The following is a 15,394-nucleotide window of genomic DNA, read 5'->3' on the forward strand; positions in this document are numbered from 1 at the left end:
AACCGCTGCCAAGACGCTCCAAACTTGGAAAGAGTTAGATGATTTTCACACGGTGATGGCTGAGACATACCACCCGATAGAGGAAGGCAACTTTGCGCCAATTCGCGCTCGAGCAGGAGAATTGGCACAGCGCGCAAAAGAGTGGGCAAATTCTTCGCCACCTGCGAACTACACCGTAAAGCCTGAATTCAAAACGGCAATGGATTCGCTGGTGAAGGAGTCGGCGCACTTGGCTGAGATAATTGCAAAGAATGCCCCAAATAGCGAAGTCAAAATTGCGCTAACGGCACTGCATGAGCGATTCCATCAAGTAGAGGGAATGTGCCAGCGAAAGTAAAGAAGCGAGGGCAAAAACACCTTTTTGCGTGAATGAATCTCACCGCAAGCAAACCATCAACCCAATGACGTTCAAAGCACGGGTTAGCGTTACGCTCCGCAAGTCTATTCTTGATGTGCAAGGCAAGGCGGTGCTGCAAGCGCTAAGAAGTCTCTCTTACCAGAGCATTAAATCGGCACGAATGGGCAAGCACATTGAGTTGGAACTGGACGCAAACTCGCCAGAGGAAGCCTATCAGATTGTAAGCGCAGCGTGCCAGAAACTCCTTGCAAATCCTGTAATGGAAGACTTTCACATTGACATTGAACCAGTGGCTGAGCAAACCAGTTCATAGCCATATCTCTGAGCGATATGTCAAAACTGCGATTTGGGATTGTGGTATTTCCGGGCTCCAACTGCGACCATGATGCCCTAACCGTCTGCCAGTCGCTTCCGAATGCAGAGGCAAGGTTACTTTGGCACAAGAACACTGACCTTGAGGGCAGCGATGTGATTATTTTGCCGGGCGGGTTTTCTTTTGGCGATTACCTTCGTCCGGGCGCCATTGCGCGCGTTTCACCTATTATGCAAGAGGTCGTGCGGCACGCCAAACTTGGCAAACCCGTGCTCGGCATCTGCAATGGCTTCCAAATTCTCTGTGAGGCAGGGCTGTTGCCGGGCGTATTGCTAAGGAACATTCACCGACGCTTTGTGTGCAAAATGGTGCATCTCAAAGTGCTGGATAATCAATCCATTTTTATGGGCGACTACCAAGTAGGTGAGGTGCTACGTATGCCAATTGCGCACGGAGATGGAAATTACTTTGCACCACCTGAAGTATTGGACGAATTGGAAGCCAACGGGCAGGTGGTGCTCAAGTATTGCGATGCCACTGGCAACATCACTGATGCGGCAAATCCAAATGGCGCCGCACGCAACATTGCAGGGATTCTGAATCGAGAAAAAAACGTGATGGGACTGATGCCACACCCAGAGCGCGCCGCTGAAGCCCTGTTAGGCTCGACCGATGGACGCCGACTCTTTGAATCACTGGTGCAACGTGCCGTGGTGCAAGCAATGTAGACTGCATCCGCATAGATGAGCCGAAGCTACCAAATCTTAGCGCTATGGGTAATGCTAACTTGGGGACTGTGCGCCATAGCGCATACCTCAGCGTGGGCACAGCGTCAGCCGTATCCGCTTACGCTAAGTTATGACAAACAAGCCTACCGCGCCTTCTTGAAACGCTATGATGCATTCAAAAAAAAGTATCGCTTCAGCTACCTAACCGAAGTGCTGGACTCAGTGGCTTGCACCGTTGGGCAACTGGCATATGCGATGCAGCCAATTCAATTGCCGATTGCCAAATATCTGGCAAGTAATGATAGCACAGCGGCTTTGCTAAGAGCACTGCGCGAGTTCATAGACGAGAACGAAGGCCTGTTTCACACCAATTCAAAAGAGGTGGTGTTGCTTTCGCTGCGCGAGGTGGAGGACGCAATTGCTATTCTCTTTGAACGTGCGCAATACGGAAAGCTACGTGCTGGGGGCGAGACGCGTGGACGCTTGGAGTTTATCATGAATCGCAAAGGCGAAATCGCCGTGCTGGCTTCAACTACCACGCGTGTGCTGTCAGGATTACCCCAAAAGCCCACTATTTCAACCGATAAGCTCTACAAGAAGCTGATGGGCAAGCGGCTAAAGTTTAGCGTTGAGGATAAGCAAATTCAGTATGAGGTGGACCGCATTGATGTCATTAAGCCCGGGCCACTCTGCGTCTATGAAAAGAAAGAAGTGAGAACACTGACCAACAAGCAAGGCAAAGTGGAAAGTCGCTTGCAGCGTGCGACAGTGCACTTAGCTTATGAGGTGGAAATTGACATCAAATACAAGAAACCCATCGCACGCATCTATATTGATGCAATCACAGGCGAAGAGCTGGCAACGGAGTATCCTTTCCACACGAACTAACCAATGCTATCCCGACTGTTGCTAATCTGGCTGGTCAATGCCGTAGCCGTGTATGCAACGGCGATGCTGGTGCCAGACATTACGGTAAAGAGTTTCTGGTCTGCCTTGCTGGCGGCGCTGGTGTTAGGGTTGGTGAATACATTTCTGCGTCCCATTCTGACCTTGCTCTCGCTACCACTCATTGTCTTCACCTTGGGACTCTTTCTGCTGGTCATTAATGCCCTCATGCTGCTACTGGCTTCTGCTATTCTGCCGGGCTTTGAGGTGAAAGGATTTTTCACGGCGGTGCTTGGCTCGCTTTGCATTAGCATCGTGGCATACCTACTAAGCTGGCTGCTTGGAATAGGCGAGTAGTACCTGCTATGCTCTTCTTGCAGTGAGTCCTGCACCAGCGCTACAATTTTCTTAGTTTTTCGAGTCGCTCTTTTGCGTCTTTGGTCAGGTCGCTGGTTTGCTTTTCCAATGAGAGAAATTTCTCAAACTGCTGAGTAGCTTTTTCTTTGTCGCCTTTGGCTTGATGAGCCACGCCAAGATAGTAGTGTCCTGCTATCCATTTCCTATTTAAGGCAAGAGCTTTTTCAAGCTGTGTGATGGCAGCGTCGTATTCGCCTTTCTCAGTAAGATAGCGTCCAGACATTGCGTATCCGTAGTGGAGGTCAGGAAAGTCAGCGACGAGCTTTTTGCTAATTGCTCCTGCACGCTCATAGTCTTTCTTGGCAAGCAGTTCGCTTGCGGCTGTGTATCCATAGTAAGCAAAGTTGTCACGATAGAGTTCGAGCGAGGACTCATCTTTGGGCGGCACGATGCTGAAATGCTTGTCAGCATACTTGTCATACTCTTTCTTGTAGAAGTGCACGATGCACCAAAGCATTTGAGCCTTGTTAGCATCAATCGCTTCAAAGGCTTTAGCTTGACGCATCGCTTCATCCCAACTGCCACCTACAATACCAGGAGCCTGCATATGGAAGGCAACCAGTGCAAAGCGAGCATTAAGACTGCGTGGGTCTAATTCAACGGCCTTTTCAATTGAGCGTTTGATGCGTCCAACGGAGCCGATTTGCGAAAAAATACCAGCTTTTTGCACACTGCGTCCAAGTGACTGTGCAAATGCAAGGTGGTAGGTGCTGCTGTTCGGATGTAGCTCAATGCATCTTTCATGATGCTTTGAAGCCTCCTCTAACTTGCCTTGATGAAAGTATGCGAGACCCAAGTAGTAGTGAGCGGAGTCGTCATTTGGATTGGCTTTTAATTGCTCCTGCAGCATAGTTTCTATGTCTTTGAACTGTCCTTTTTTGAGCAAGTGTTTCACCTCCGCATAGTTTTGTGCAAAGAGGAGGGATGCTGGCAGCAGAAAGAGTAGCAAAAGCAAACAAGTGAAGTTCATCGTGCCAAAGTTGAGTGTTGATTGAGAAAAGCAATAGATGTGTAAAGATGCCAAATTCAACGGAGAAGATGGCGCACAGTTGCAAAATGCGATGCTGACGGAGAGCTATTGCAGTAGCGCAATCAGATTGCTACAAATTGTGCGCAAGTAAGTTGCTGAGAGAGGAACTGATGTGGCGCAAGCGGCAAGTTATGCTGATTGATGCTCAAAGTGCTGGGCATACCACTCTGCCAGCACCAGAAGTGTCCAAAGCTGCACGCCATAGTTACGCTCGCCCTTTCGGTGGGCTTCAAAGAGCCGCTTGATATACTTTTTGCTAAAGAGGTTGAGCGACATCAAACCTGACCCTAAGATGCGCGCTTCGGCAATTGGCGAGAGTTTCCCGCTTCGTAGCCATTCACTGGAAGGCGCAGCAAAGCCTTGCTTTTTGCGATAGATAATGTTGCGTGGGATAATACCTTCTGCGGCTTTTTTCAGAATGTATTTTGGCTCACCACGCTTTACCTTCAAGCTCTCTGGAATGCGAAAGGCGAACTCGACTAACCTGTGGTCAAGGAAAGGCACGCGTGCTTCAATTGAGACAGCCATAGACATTTTGTCGACACGCATGAGCAGCAGCTCCGCTAATCGGCTCTTAAACTCGGCATAAATCATTTTGCGCAAGTAGTCCTCGCCGCGTGCATCAGGCAGCAGTCGCTCTAACTCTGCAAAGAACTTCTCTGCAATTCGGCCGCTGGATTGCATCTTGCGGCGGAAAGAATCCAGCAGCAAATGCTTCTTCATTTCTTCGGTAAAGCTCACAGCCCCGCCATAGAAGGGAATATCGTTTTCACTAGCACGCCTTGCATATTCAGTGGGCAAGGAATCACCGCGCAAAGTTTTAGCAGCTTGGTAAGCGAGGTCTTTTATGGCTTGTGGCAAAAGGGAGTGATAGTAGTTGTAATAGCGCCATTCGCGTAGATAGTGCAGGTAACCGGAGAATTCTTCGTCAGAGCCTTCACCGACCTGCACCACAATCGTGCCCGAGTCGCGTGCAAGTTTGCTCACAAAATAAAGGGGCACGCAAACAGGGTCAGCATTTGGTTCATCCTGATGCCAAACCATTTTCGGCAAAAAGTCAATCGCATCTTGTTCTGTGAGAAGAATTTCGTGATGATTGGTGGCAAACTCCTTAGCGATTTGTCGGGCGTATTCGAGTTCGTTGTATTTCTCTAAATCTTTGAAGCCGACGGTAAAGGTCTCCACGGGGCGTGACATCAGTTCTGACATCAGTGCCACATTCATTGAGGAGTCAATACCACCCGAGAGCATCACACCGAAGGGCACGTCGGACATCATTCGCAGTTTAATGGAGTCGCGAAGCAGACGCCGAATGTGCTCTACGCAAAACGATTCTACATAGAATTTTTCCTGTGGAAAATGCTCGGTCTCGTGGGTTAAGTCCCAATACTTTACCTTTCGCATCTCACCATGCCGATTAATGATGGCGTAGTGTCCCGCTTCCAGCTTATAAATGCCTTTGAACATGGTTTCACCGGGCGGCGTAGTAAGCAGCGAGAGATAGTCGTAAAGCCCTTGCAGATTGAGTTCCCTTGTGATGCTAGGGTGTTTCAGCATGGCCTTGATTTCAGAGGCGAAGAAAAGCGCACCATGTTGGAAAGAGTAATACAAGGGTTTAACGCCAATGCGGTCGCGGATAAGATAGAGTTCTTGCGAGCGCGAATCCCACAGTGCAATTGCGAACATGCCGTAGAATTTGCTAACGCATTCAATTCCCCACTCCTGATAAGCATAGAGGATGGTTTCGGTGTCGGAGCGACCTTTGTAGCGATAGCCTTTTTTTTCAAGTTCTTTGCGCAGTTCTAAGTGGTTGTAAATTTCACCGTTGAAGACAAGCCAAATATCGCCTTCTGGATTTTTGGAGTTGAGTGCATTGCTCATTGGCTGATGTCCAGCTGGTGAGAGGTCAATAATCGCAAGTCGCCGAAAGCCGAGACCGATTTTGCAGTCAGGCGAGAGATAGATACCCTCGTCATCAGGACCACGGTGGACCATCTCTGCCGTCATCGCTCTCAGTATCTCTTCTGAGAGAAGTAAAGGTGAACCACTGTAGTTAAAAATGCCGACAATGCCACACATTTTAGGTTATGCAGATTTCTGCTTTTTCTTTTTGCGCTGCTGAGTGATTTGTGTGCTTTGGCAAGAAACTTCTGCAAAGCAATAAATCTTTGCAAGCCGCTGTGGCTCTGCTTTACGAATGCGTTGAGCTAGTGCCGAGCAACCACTTTTCCGTGTGTACGACCTCGTTTGCTGGGGCTACAATAAGTTTGACGATAGCGATGCTAAGATGACTTTGCCAGCTCCACAATCTCATCAAGGTAGATGCGCCGAAGATACCGCTTTGCTAGTTCCGCATAGACGCCTGTTGGTCTCACTTCTGCTCGACATAATGGATACATCATCACCGCTTGCCGCTGCATTATGCTGGCAAAGATAGAAGAAAATTTCCGAAAAGAATTGCGCATAGAACAGGCAGTTCTGTTAGAAAAGCGAATCTCCAAGAAGTGGATGGACACTCGCTGTAAAAGAACATGGAAAGACTTGCGGTAAAGCTAAAAAGGCTTAGTGAAAATAGAATCGTTGTCATCGTCGTTCAATTTTTATCGTGCCTTGCCAGTTGTCTTCAAACTCAATCAAAAGTTCCGCCTTCAAATTTTTCGTTTTCTGGTAGTAGCCCTTTGAGTAACTGCTATCTCTAAGCGCGATGCTTTGTATGCCCTCAATCCGAATCACTGCATTACCAGCGATAATGATATTCCCACTAACTACTGGTGTAAGATTGGGATGAAAATGGAGGCGTGAGACAGCTGTATGCGTCCCACTGGCTATGAGTTTATCTTGGAGCGCAATTGTGTGCGTTGCTTTATCGAACCGAATAGTGCGGCGATGTAAGACAGAGTTGTTCACAATTTCCGCAATGATTTCATCTTGCTCGCTGTTGTTTCGCCACGAAACTAACTTGGGTTTTGTCGTATCTGCGGCAATTGACCAAAGATTGCGGAATAGCACAAGTTCTTTGCCGTCGATTTGGATAGTGTTATGGGCTTCAATGCTACGGAAGCATTGGCGTTCTGATTGATATAAGGTGTAGTTGAAAGTACCAGAATCTACAATAAGCTCTTCGCCACAGAAGAATAGTTCAAAAGAGAGCGTGTCGTTGTGTCCGTGTCCACCATAACCGTTCATCCCGATGTCGCCAAAATCGAAAAAGAGGTGTGTATTGTGATGGCGCAGCGATGCAAAACCACCTTGCTTAAAGATTGCTGATTGTGCATTGTGGAGGTCAGCTGACAGCGGCGGCGCAGCGCTTAGCCCGAAATTATTGCTCAGCAGTCTGCTATTGAGCACTGTGCCACTGTCATCGTCACCGACATTGCAGAGTGTGCCATTGGGTTTGGTTGCGGCGACCAGAAACTGATGCATTTTGCCAAGTTTGCGGTAAAAGCTAGGCGAAAGCCTTAGACTATTTGCTTCTGAGACAAGTCGGGAGAGTTCAAACATTTCAAGCACGAAGCGGTGATACGATACAGACTTTTCGTAATCCACGCCGTCATCATAGACTTGCTCGCACATAGATTCCTCGACAATGGCAAAGCCTTTTCGCACATATTTTCTCTCGCCAAGAAAAATGCCGAGCCAAAGCAGTCCCATGCCATTGGAGAGGTAGTGATTGCCATTTCGTCGCCCAAACTCAATGTTCCAATAGATAAACGCTGCGTGTTCTGAGAGGCTTTTGAGCATTGACTTGACGAGCGATGCAGGTGCAAGATGACCAAGCAGGACAAGCGTTGCAATCCAATTGACTGCGCGAATCGCCGCTTCCATTGGCACGACCCAGTGCACGCCAAAGCCTAACGGATTTTGTTCAAGCCAACCATGAACTTGCGCAGTGATTTCATCAAGCAGTTTTTGATCGCGCTTTTGCAAAAATGCGGCGGCAAGCAAGGGCAAATGCTGAAAGCGCGAGAGTTCCCAGACCACTTTCACGTCGGCTTTTGGCGAATCGAGAAAATTGAATGATGAAGCAGGTGCGGCGTCGTTCCACGCATAGTCAGAAAGCGGGTCATAGTGCCAATTGATTTGTTCAGGCAATTGAAACTGGTGTCCAAAAATCATGAAGCGATGCGCAAGCAGTGCATCAATCTCTTCTGGTGAAATAGTTGGCGGAGCGAGGAAAGAAAAGTCGCCGTATCGCTTGACGAGCGAGGTAGGAGAAAGCCTTGAATGAAACCGTTTCCAGCACGACTGACGAAGTGTCTTAAGAAGAACTCTGGCTATGATGAGAGACGTCATTTCACATACCTTGGTTTAGCCACGACAAGCATATTAGACGAAAGCATTTTTAACAGCCCATGTTTTCCCGCCTCGTCATCATAGTAAACTTTTGCTTTGAAACCACACTCAAAAAGCAGAGACTTTAGCTGCCGAAAACTTTTGACATTGATATGAACTTGGTCATAGTAAATCTGCTCTGGGGTGCGTATCGTGCCGCGCCATTTTTTCACTATTCGCAAGTAGAGCTTGAAGAGCATTTGCAAGAGATTGGTGTCCGTGTCGTTGCAAATCGCCAATCCGTTTGGGGTGTGAATAAGCAATTCGCCGCGTGGCGAAAGCAGATGGCGAATTTTCTTTAACAAAGGAATTAATTCTGCGTCTGAGAGATGTTCCGATACATCGTTGAGTAAGACAAAATCGTAGACGTCTTCGCCGCTCAGAGTTGCGACGTCGGCGCATATAAACTTACAAGGCAAGGATAGGGCAGCCGACTTTTGAATGGCTTTCTCTATAGACGGTCTGGAAAAATCTATTCCCACTACTTCTTTTACGTTTCTCGTTGCTAGCGCAATTGCAAAGTCGCCGCTTCCGCAACCAATGTCTAGTATGCGTGCATCGTGAAATAATTTCTTTGAGATGTATTCAAAGGCGTTTCTGTGATAGATGTTTAGGCGAAACTTCCCAGGTTCTTCCAGATAGAGTTCATGATTATTGATTGCGTTGATGTATGCATCGTCATAGAGCGCGGCAACATCACGCGACGAGAGCGTGCGACGGTAAGAATCGAAAAATTTTTTGAGCAAGATAGACGCTTCTGGCTGACCAAGACGCTCAACGAGAGCCGAAATTTGCTCACGAGATAGATAAAGCATATTTGTGATTAATGCTTCTGAGCAATGATGACCAAGTTTTCTCCTTCTTGGCGTTTCGCAAGCGGTAGTTTTGCGTCGCTTGTCTCGAAGTATGTCGGCAAGAATCGCACTTCTTCTGCTGCCTTCTGAATTTGTTCGTTCAACCACTCTTTGGTCTCTGCTCGGGACAACCATATATGCTTTATGTTAGCTAGCTGCTGTCGCAATCCTACCGCTTCATAGAATCTTTCTTTCAAAGAAGGCTCTAACATTTTTTTTCTCTCTTGGTATCCAACTAGCGCATTATTGTAAGTGAAAGATTTCACGACGGTGAAGCCGTGGTCTCTTAACAGGCGCGTTAAATTCTCCGCATTGAAGAAATAAATGTGAAACGGGATAAATCCGCTCCAAAGCTCTCGATGAACTTCAATGTGTTTGGCGTTCCCGTTTGGCGTATCTATAATCAAAATTCCGCCCACTTTGACAAGTTGCGCAACCGCTGCAACAAACTGTGCGGGGTCAAGCACATGCTCAATTACATCGAAAGCAACTGCCACGTCGTATTTAACTGTGCATTCTCTTGCATATAGCTCTGCAGTGCCGCGGAATACGGGCACATTGAATGTTTTGCTTGCGAAGTTCGCTGCAAAGTTTGATAGCTCCACGCCTTGAACGTCCCAACCTAACGCTTTGAGCAGAGCCAGTTGATACCCTTTTGCCGACCCAATTTCAATCAGTTTTCTCTGCCTTGCGTCTATGTTTAGCAACGCTACGCTTCTCAAATACTGAGATTTAATGCGGCTTATCTCGTGTGACGCAAGTTCATTAAAAAAGTAGTAGTTCTTTTTGTATAACTTCGGGAATTCTTCTTTGCGCAAGCGTGGTGAGTTAAAAATCAAACCGCATGACTTGCATTGCCGCAAGCGAAAAATGCCCGGATAACCGAATTGCTTGAAATTCAAGTCCATAAACGGGTGGCTTTCACGCTCCCCGCAAATAGTGCACGGGATGTTCGCTTCAACTTTTCGCGGATCTAATTTCATCTTTGCAATCAAATCCTATTTTGCTTTTGAGACAATGCGGAATATTTTTCAGATAGCGCGCTTTGCACAGCCTCTATTACCAAATGCTCGCTGAGTTGATTCAGGCAATTGCGATGTCCGCAGTTCAGCGCGCTTAGCCCTTTCTCGTTCAATATGCCTAATCGCAGACAAGGCGCGCATTCAATCTGAGGGAAAATATCAGCAAACGGACCTTCCTTCCATTTTCGGAATCCCCAGTAGAACGAAGGACCAAAAATGCGTACTGTGGGCGTGTCCACTAAAATCGCCAAATGCCCTATACCGCTGTCGCTACTGAGCACTATCGCTGCGTGTCTAATTAGGGCGGCAACGGTCAACAAATCAAGATGAAAGCAACCCCTTAGAGGAATATTGACCAATGCTTGCAGTTCATTAAGACTACTTGATTCGGTTGGCGTGCCAACCACGACGACGCTGACTCCTTGCGCACTCAACCACTCGACTACCTTCGCCAATTTGGAGAGAGGAAGTTTCTTGTAGTCTTGCGCGCTCGATGCGCTCATGTGCAGGACTGAAAACGGTTTAGGACGATTTTGCAACGCTTCCCACAGTTCATTCTGACTCAGCCAGTGAATAGCAAGTCGCTGCGCTTCGGCGGGGAGCACGAGGTTCCACCGCCATTCCACCGCGCGCGGCGCGTAAGTTGGTTCAATGCCACGTAAGATTTCTTGATGAATCAAAATCTCCGAGCGCATCTCGCTTTCCCAAAAAAGTAAAACGCGATGCTCGAACAAGCGTTCATAGATCTTTCGAAGCGGGTGACGGTCAACGATTGCAAGCAAATGCTTTGGCGTTGAGCGCAGCGCGGGCAAGAGCGTTGAGAGGCTATACGATGAAATGTAGGAAATGAGCGCGCAGTCGAACTGTTTTCTCATCAACTTGAGATTTTGCGTAAATGCTTCTTTCCATGAAGCAGGCGTCGGCGAAATTGCAATCAGTTCGTCATAAAGTTCTGGAAACGCTTGAAAAATGGTCGGTGCGCCAGAAGCAGTCGAGACAAGCAGAGCGATATGCGCATTCGGACGTTTTTCTCGAAGAATCGCCAGCGTGGGAATCATCATAATCGCATCGCCAACGCCGCCAAATGCCATAACCAAAATCCGTTTTGGATTGTCTACGCTGCGCTTTGGCAGCCACTTCATCGCAAATGCCCAGATGAGCATAACCGCTCTGAGAAGTTTCGCCGCTTTCAACTGCGTTTGCTTCATTTTAGGGTCTAATCAATCTCCACTAATGGGAGCGACGTTAGAATTTTCTCCTCTTCCTCTGGCGAAAGTGCAATTGGCGCGCCGCTTGCATCTCGACTCAGGCGATAGCATCCTTTCACGAATGCCTCGTTCGCGCTTCGCTCTGGCAAAATGTCTGGCTTCAAATCGCGCCGCACAAAGAAGGCATTTGTTCCTGCGCTCGAGCAACCAACCAAAGCGTATCCTTTTTTTTGGGCTAAGCGGTATAGCGCGTTGAGCGAAGCGCCAAAGTAAATTCCAGAAGGGTGTGCAGCAAGGCGTGCAAAGTCAGGCTTGTAAGGAATTGTAACTGCTCTATGTGCCCCAAAACGAAAATTATACTCTACGACAACAATCGCGGGCAGCACAACGGATATGGCGTTCCAAATCCAGTAATCATTGCCATCAATGTCAATAGATAGCAGGCCTATCTCGCCTACAAACCCATTTTCTTGCAGCAGTTGATTGATATTCTCAGCGGTGATGAACGCGCAGATTGCGGTCAAATCATATTGCCAAGAAATTTCATCGCGTCGAATAAAGTCAACGCTTTCGGCGTCTCTGTCTATGACCAGCCCTTTCCATTGACCTTGTTTCAAGAGAAAGCGCGTGTTGGACTCGCGGTAATCTTGCACGCCAAGTTCAACGAAGACTTTGTTTTTTATCGGGACGTGGCGCACAAGAAACTGAATAATCCCGTCTTCGCCCATCTGTGAAAACGCTTTGAACTCGCTCTCCGCAAGCAAGGTCGCCGAAGAAGTTTGTCGCAACTCGACTCGCCCAAGAGCCATTTGAATATGCTCGAGTCGCTGTTCCAACTCTGCGATGCCAAGAAATCGGCGCAAGAGTTTTTGAAAGCCTCTCCGCAGGTTCATTCAGATGCCGAAACGTTGTCGCGTTTTTTCAATGCTTGCGCGCACGTCATTTTTGAGTTCAATGGCAAGCGTACCCGTTTGTCTAAGATCAAGCTTCGTGATAACAGAAAACGCGATGAGCGTAAGCGCGGCAAAAAGCGCGTAGGCGATGCTTGAAGCGATCGCAGCGCCATTGACGCCTAACTTTGGAATGAGCCATATGTCCAGCGCAATCGTTGCCAGCATCGCCAAGAAAGCGTTGTAGAGATTGACGTCAGGGCGGCCGATGCTTGCCAAATACGGCCCTAACACGTTGGCGACGCCGAGAATGACGGCGCCGGGCAAAAGCAAAAAAAGCGGTTCGGCTGCCAGAGCAAATTTTTCGGAAAACAGCGCGATGATAATGACTTTGCCTGCGATGAAAAGCCCCGCTGCCGCCGCCGCGCCAATCAGCAAAGATAGCAACGCGAGTTTGAACGACGCCTCTCGCGCTTTGGGATTGCCTGCCGCCGCCGTCGCCACGATTGCGTTAGACATAGACGCTGAGAGTATCCACAAAGTCTCTGCGATGCGCACCGCCGTTACGTAAATGCCTAACTCGCTGCTTCCCAAGTAAAATTCCACGAAGTAGGTATCGAGGCGATAGTTGAGAAACTGCATAATCGCGCCGAGATAAACGAATGTCGAGATTTGCGCAACGCGCTTGATGTCAGAAAGGCGAAGCGCTTCATTAAACGTCTGCCGAAAGTCGTTTTGACACTTCCAAACGATCGCTATGAGCGCGCAGATGAAGGTCAAAAGATATGAGGCTATCGCAACGGCGCTTGTCAGCCACCCCGCTAACGCCGCAACTGAAATCACCATAAGCCCGCACGCCTGACTGCCTAGCAAGACATAGTTATGAAAAATAATTTCACCTTTGCCAATGAGCAGTCCCAGCAAAAATCCGTTCAGAAAGACAAATGGCAACGTCTGTGCCGCCAGAAAGAGATAGTCGTCGGAGAGCGTTTTTGGCAATACAAACGTAAGCCAACCGCTGCCGCGCCCGATTAGGAACATCGCTACGGATACCGCCGTCGCTATCAGCGCCGCATAGAGCGACAGTTGAATGAGTTTTGGATGCGAGACGTCGCCGCGCGCTCCGACCACCGCGTTTGCGAAAGGGATGCCGAAACTGAACAGCGCCGTCAGTCCCGTTATGGTCGTAACGAATAGCGCATATTCGCCTTTGCCGCTTGTGCCAAGAACGCGCGAGATAAGCACGTCAATGAGCAGACCAATGACGAACTTGTTGAACAAGTTTGTCGCTACCGCGTGGGCGGACTGCCGCGCAACGATTCCCATTTTACCGATTCAACAAGGTTTCGCAGGTCGCTACGACGCGCCGCGCGTTTTCTTTCCATGAGAATTTCTCGACGGCGTCTTTTCGCGCGGCTTGCCCCAAGCGCTGGCGCAAGTCCGGGCGTTCGGCGAGGTAGAGAATTTTTTCGGCAAGGTCGACATGGTCGCGGTGTTTCATAATGAGCCCGTTTCTCTCGTGATGGATCACGTCGGCGATTTGACCAACGCCTGCCGCAATGATCGCTTTGCCCATTCCCATATACTCAAATAGTTTTGTCGGTGACCCGAAAAACATCGTGCCATCCGCATTCTGAACATGCGGCGAGAGCAGCACGTCACAGAGCGAAAGATACTTCGGCACGAGATGATGCGGCACAAGCCCAAGCATCGTAACATATTCATGCATGCCATCTTCATCTAAAATTTCTTCCACTGTCTTTCTCAACTTTCCGTCGCCAATTAAAACGAAATGCGCATTCGGATTTTTTTCAATCGTTGGCTTAACTGCTTTTGCCAAGACTTCAACGCCGTGCCACTCGCCAAACGTGCCAACAAACCCACAAAGAAACTTTCCGCGCCACCTCGCCTGCAAGTCTTGCGGCAAAGACTTGAAAAATGCGCAAGCGTCAATCGCATCGGAAAACTCGCTGACATCAACGCCGTTTGGATTCACATAAACCTTCTCGGCTGGCACGTCAAACTGACGCAGCAATTCCGCTCGGAGCGCTTCCGACACCACGAAAATCGCTTTGGCCGCTTCAAACTGAACCGCTTCGCTTCGTGCCAAAAGCCCGCCAAAAATCAAAAGTCCCCAATTTTTTTTCACCCAAGTCTCAATACCGTTGACTTCCAAAAACAGGGGAATCCGATGCGCTGCTGCAATCTGTGAGGTTGCATAAACAAACTCGCTATGGCGCTGATAAATCACATCAGGCTTTTCGCGGTCGAGAATCTTCGGGAGTTCTCGCTTCAAAGTTTGATTGTGCGCAATTGAAGCGATTTCGGGCAGATTTGAATAGAAAGGGTTGTATTCAATCGGGTAGAATTTGCAACGCGCATCAACGGGCGATGCCGCCGCCGTGACAACCTCCACGCCAAGTTCGCACAGTCCGCCAACAAAGCCCTTCACATGCGAAAACGAACCACCAACTTGCTGTGCTCCCGTAAAATCTGTACGAAGGAACAAGAGCTTCATTTCGCATCAAGGATACTTTGCCGAAATAGGTCATCACTTCCTTCCATAAATCATCATATAAAATCCTGCCCAGCTGGCAAAAAGGGTTTGATTGAGTGCATTGAGCCACTTGGGAAAACGCCGCCGAATTACATCGCAGGCTTGAAACTGCACATCTCTAAACTTCGAGAACATCTGCCGTAACTCTTTACGAGAATAAGCCTTCCCTAATGGATTATGCTGGCCGTCATAGATGCGCACCCACTCTTCATAGCCCCAGAACTTCCCTTTGGTTAAACCATAAAGAAAGTAAAGTGGCACGCCAAGCCAAACATGAAGCGAATGCTTGTGGTAGAGCATAATGACAATCTCGCCATCAGGCTTCAGAACACGATAAATTTCATCAATCGCTTGTTGCGTGTTGGGCGTGTGATGCAAAACCCCAAACGAATAGACCACATCAAATGAGTGGTCGGCAAACGGCAAATTCTCTGCATCAGCGACCAGAAACTGACCCTCTACACCGTAAAGCTCAAAGCGTTTCCGTGAGAGCGCAATGCTCTCTTCGGTAAGGTCTATGCCTGTTACAATCGCACCATTTCGAGCAAATTGCAAAAGATCCGTGCCCAGCCCACAGCCCACTTCCAAAAGTGTCTTGCCCTTGAAGGCTTTAAACTTGCAGAGCGTCTCCATAAAGGGCTGTGTGGCATAGCGATAGCGCTCAACTTCATCAAAGAAGGCTTTGCTGCCACGCTCCGATGCTGTGAATTGCGTGCCACATGGATGTGCATTCCAGTAGTCGTGGACGCCTGATTTGATCGCCTCAGTAGGCGATGTCGCAACAAGATGATTCATTGACC

The 15,394-nt window shown here is 48.5% G+C and carries 16 protein-coding genes; 5 read left to right on the forward strand and 11 right to left on the reverse strand.

The features are described 5' to 3' along the window. The 5 genes from NZM05_03280 to NZM05_03300 all read left to right on the forward strand — a co-directional run. Positions 1-337 (forward strand): hypothetical protein (locus NZM05_03280; protein ID MCS7012644.1); only part of this gene is annotated, 337 nt, incomplete at its 5' end. A gap of 64 nt (positions 338-401) precedes the next feature. Further along, positions 402-671, forward strand: coding sequence for a phosphoribosylformylglycinamidine synthase subunit PurS (gene purS / locus NZM05_03285; protein ID MCS7012645.1), 270 nt, complete (start codon positions 402-404; stop codon positions 669-671). A gap of 17 nt (positions 672-688) precedes the next feature. After that, entirely contained in the window at positions 689-1,399 is a 711-nt protein-coding gene (gene purQ / locus NZM05_03290) for a phosphoribosylformylglycinamidine synthase subunit PurQ (protein ID MCS7012646.1), read from the forward strand. Between the two features lie 15 nt (positions 1,400-1,414). Next, positions 1,415-2,287 (forward strand): hypothetical protein, encoded by an 873-nt coding sequence (locus tag NZM05_03295; GenBank protein MCS7012647.1) that lies wholly within the window; start codon positions 1,415-1,417, stop codon positions 2,285-2,287. A 3-nt stretch (positions 2,288-2,290) separates the two neighbouring features. Continuing rightward, entirely contained in the window at positions 2,291-2,641 is a 351-nt protein-coding gene (locus NZM05_03300) for a phage holin family protein (GenBank protein MCS7012648.1), read from the forward strand. 40 nt (positions 2,642-2,681) lie between these two features. Here NZM05_03300 and NZM05_03305 read toward each other — a convergent pair whose 3' ends face one another. The 11 genes from NZM05_03305 to NZM05_03355 all read right to left on the reverse strand — a co-directional run bounded on the left by NZM05_03305 (position 2,682) and on the right by NZM05_03355 (position 15,389). Further along, complete coding sequence (locus NZM05_03305) at positions 2,682-3,671, reverse strand: tetratricopeptide repeat protein (protein MCS7012649.1); 990 nt, start codon at positions 3,669-3,671, stop codon at positions 2,682-2,684. A gap of 189 nt (positions 3,672-3,860) precedes the next feature. Then, positions 3,861-5,810, reverse strand: a complete 1,950-nt coding sequence (gene asnB / locus NZM05_03310) for an asparagine synthase (glutamine-hydrolyzing) (protein ID MCS7012650.1) — start codon at positions 5,808-5,810, stop codon at positions 3,861-3,863. Positions 5,811-6,013: 203 nt separating this feature from the next. Beyond that, positions 6,014-6,151, reverse strand: a complete 138-nt coding sequence (locus NZM05_03315; protein ID MCS7012651.1) for an Rpn family recombination-promoting nuclease/putative transposase — start codon at positions 6,149-6,151, stop codon at positions 6,014-6,016. A 163-nt stretch (positions 6,152-6,314) separates the two neighbouring features. Then, the gene (locus NZM05_03320) at positions 6,315-8,024 is read right to left on the reverse strand and encodes a heparinase II/III family protein (protein ID MCS7012652.1); all 1,710 of its coding nucleotides are present in this window, start codon (positions 8,022-8,024) and stop codon (positions 6,315-6,317) included. After that, positions 8,021-8,878 carry a class I SAM-dependent methyltransferase gene (locus tag NZM05_03325; GenBank protein ID MCS7012653.1) on the reverse strand — a complete coding sequence of 286 codons (858 nt, stop codon included), beginning with the start codon at positions 8,876-8,878 and terminating at the stop codon, positions 8,021-8,023. The genes NZM05_03320 and NZM05_03325 overlap by 4 nt, the downstream gene beginning before the upstream one ends. Positions 8,879-8,886: 8 nt before the next feature. Next, positions 8,887-9,900: a class I SAM-dependent methyltransferase gene (locus tag NZM05_03330; GenBank protein MCS7012654.1), complete on the reverse strand. Its 1,014-nt coding sequence runs from the start codon at positions 9,898-9,900 to the stop codon at positions 8,887-8,889. A gap of 8 nt (positions 9,901-9,908) precedes the next feature. Further along, on the reverse strand, positions 9,909-11,147 hold the full coding sequence (locus NZM05_03335; protein ID MCS7012655.1) for a glycosyltransferase family 9 protein: 1,239 nt from the start codon (positions 11,145-11,147) through the stop codon (positions 9,909-9,911). Positions 11,148-11,155: 8 nt separating this feature from the next. Continuing rightward, positions 11,156-12,040 carry a hypothetical protein gene (locus NZM05_03340; GenBank protein MCS7012656.1) on the reverse strand — a complete coding sequence of 295 codons (885 nt, stop codon included), beginning with the start codon at positions 12,038-12,040 and terminating at the stop codon, positions 11,156-11,158. Next, entirely contained in the window at positions 12,041-13,363 is a 1,323-nt protein-coding gene (locus NZM05_03345) for a polysaccharide biosynthesis C-terminal domain-containing protein (GenBank protein MCS7012657.1), read from the reverse strand. Between the two features lies 1 nt (position 13,364). Next, a complete protein-coding gene (locus NZM05_03350) occupies positions 13,365-14,555 on the reverse strand; it encodes a glycosyltransferase family 4 protein (protein ID MCS7012658.1) in 1,191 nt (396 codons plus the stop codon). A gap of 33 nt (positions 14,556-14,588) precedes the next feature. Continuing rightward, positions 14,589-15,389: a class I SAM-dependent methyltransferase gene (locus NZM05_03355; GenBank protein MCS7012659.1), complete on the reverse strand. Its 801-nt coding sequence runs from the start codon at positions 15,387-15,389 to the stop codon at positions 14,589-14,591. Positions 15,390-15,394 lie beyond the last annotated feature (5 nt).

It is taken from the genome of Chloroherpetonaceae bacterium, assembly GCA_025056565.1.
Classification (GTDB): Bacteria; Bacteroidota; Chlorobiia; order Chlorobiales; family Thermochlorobacteraceae; genus Thermochlorobacter.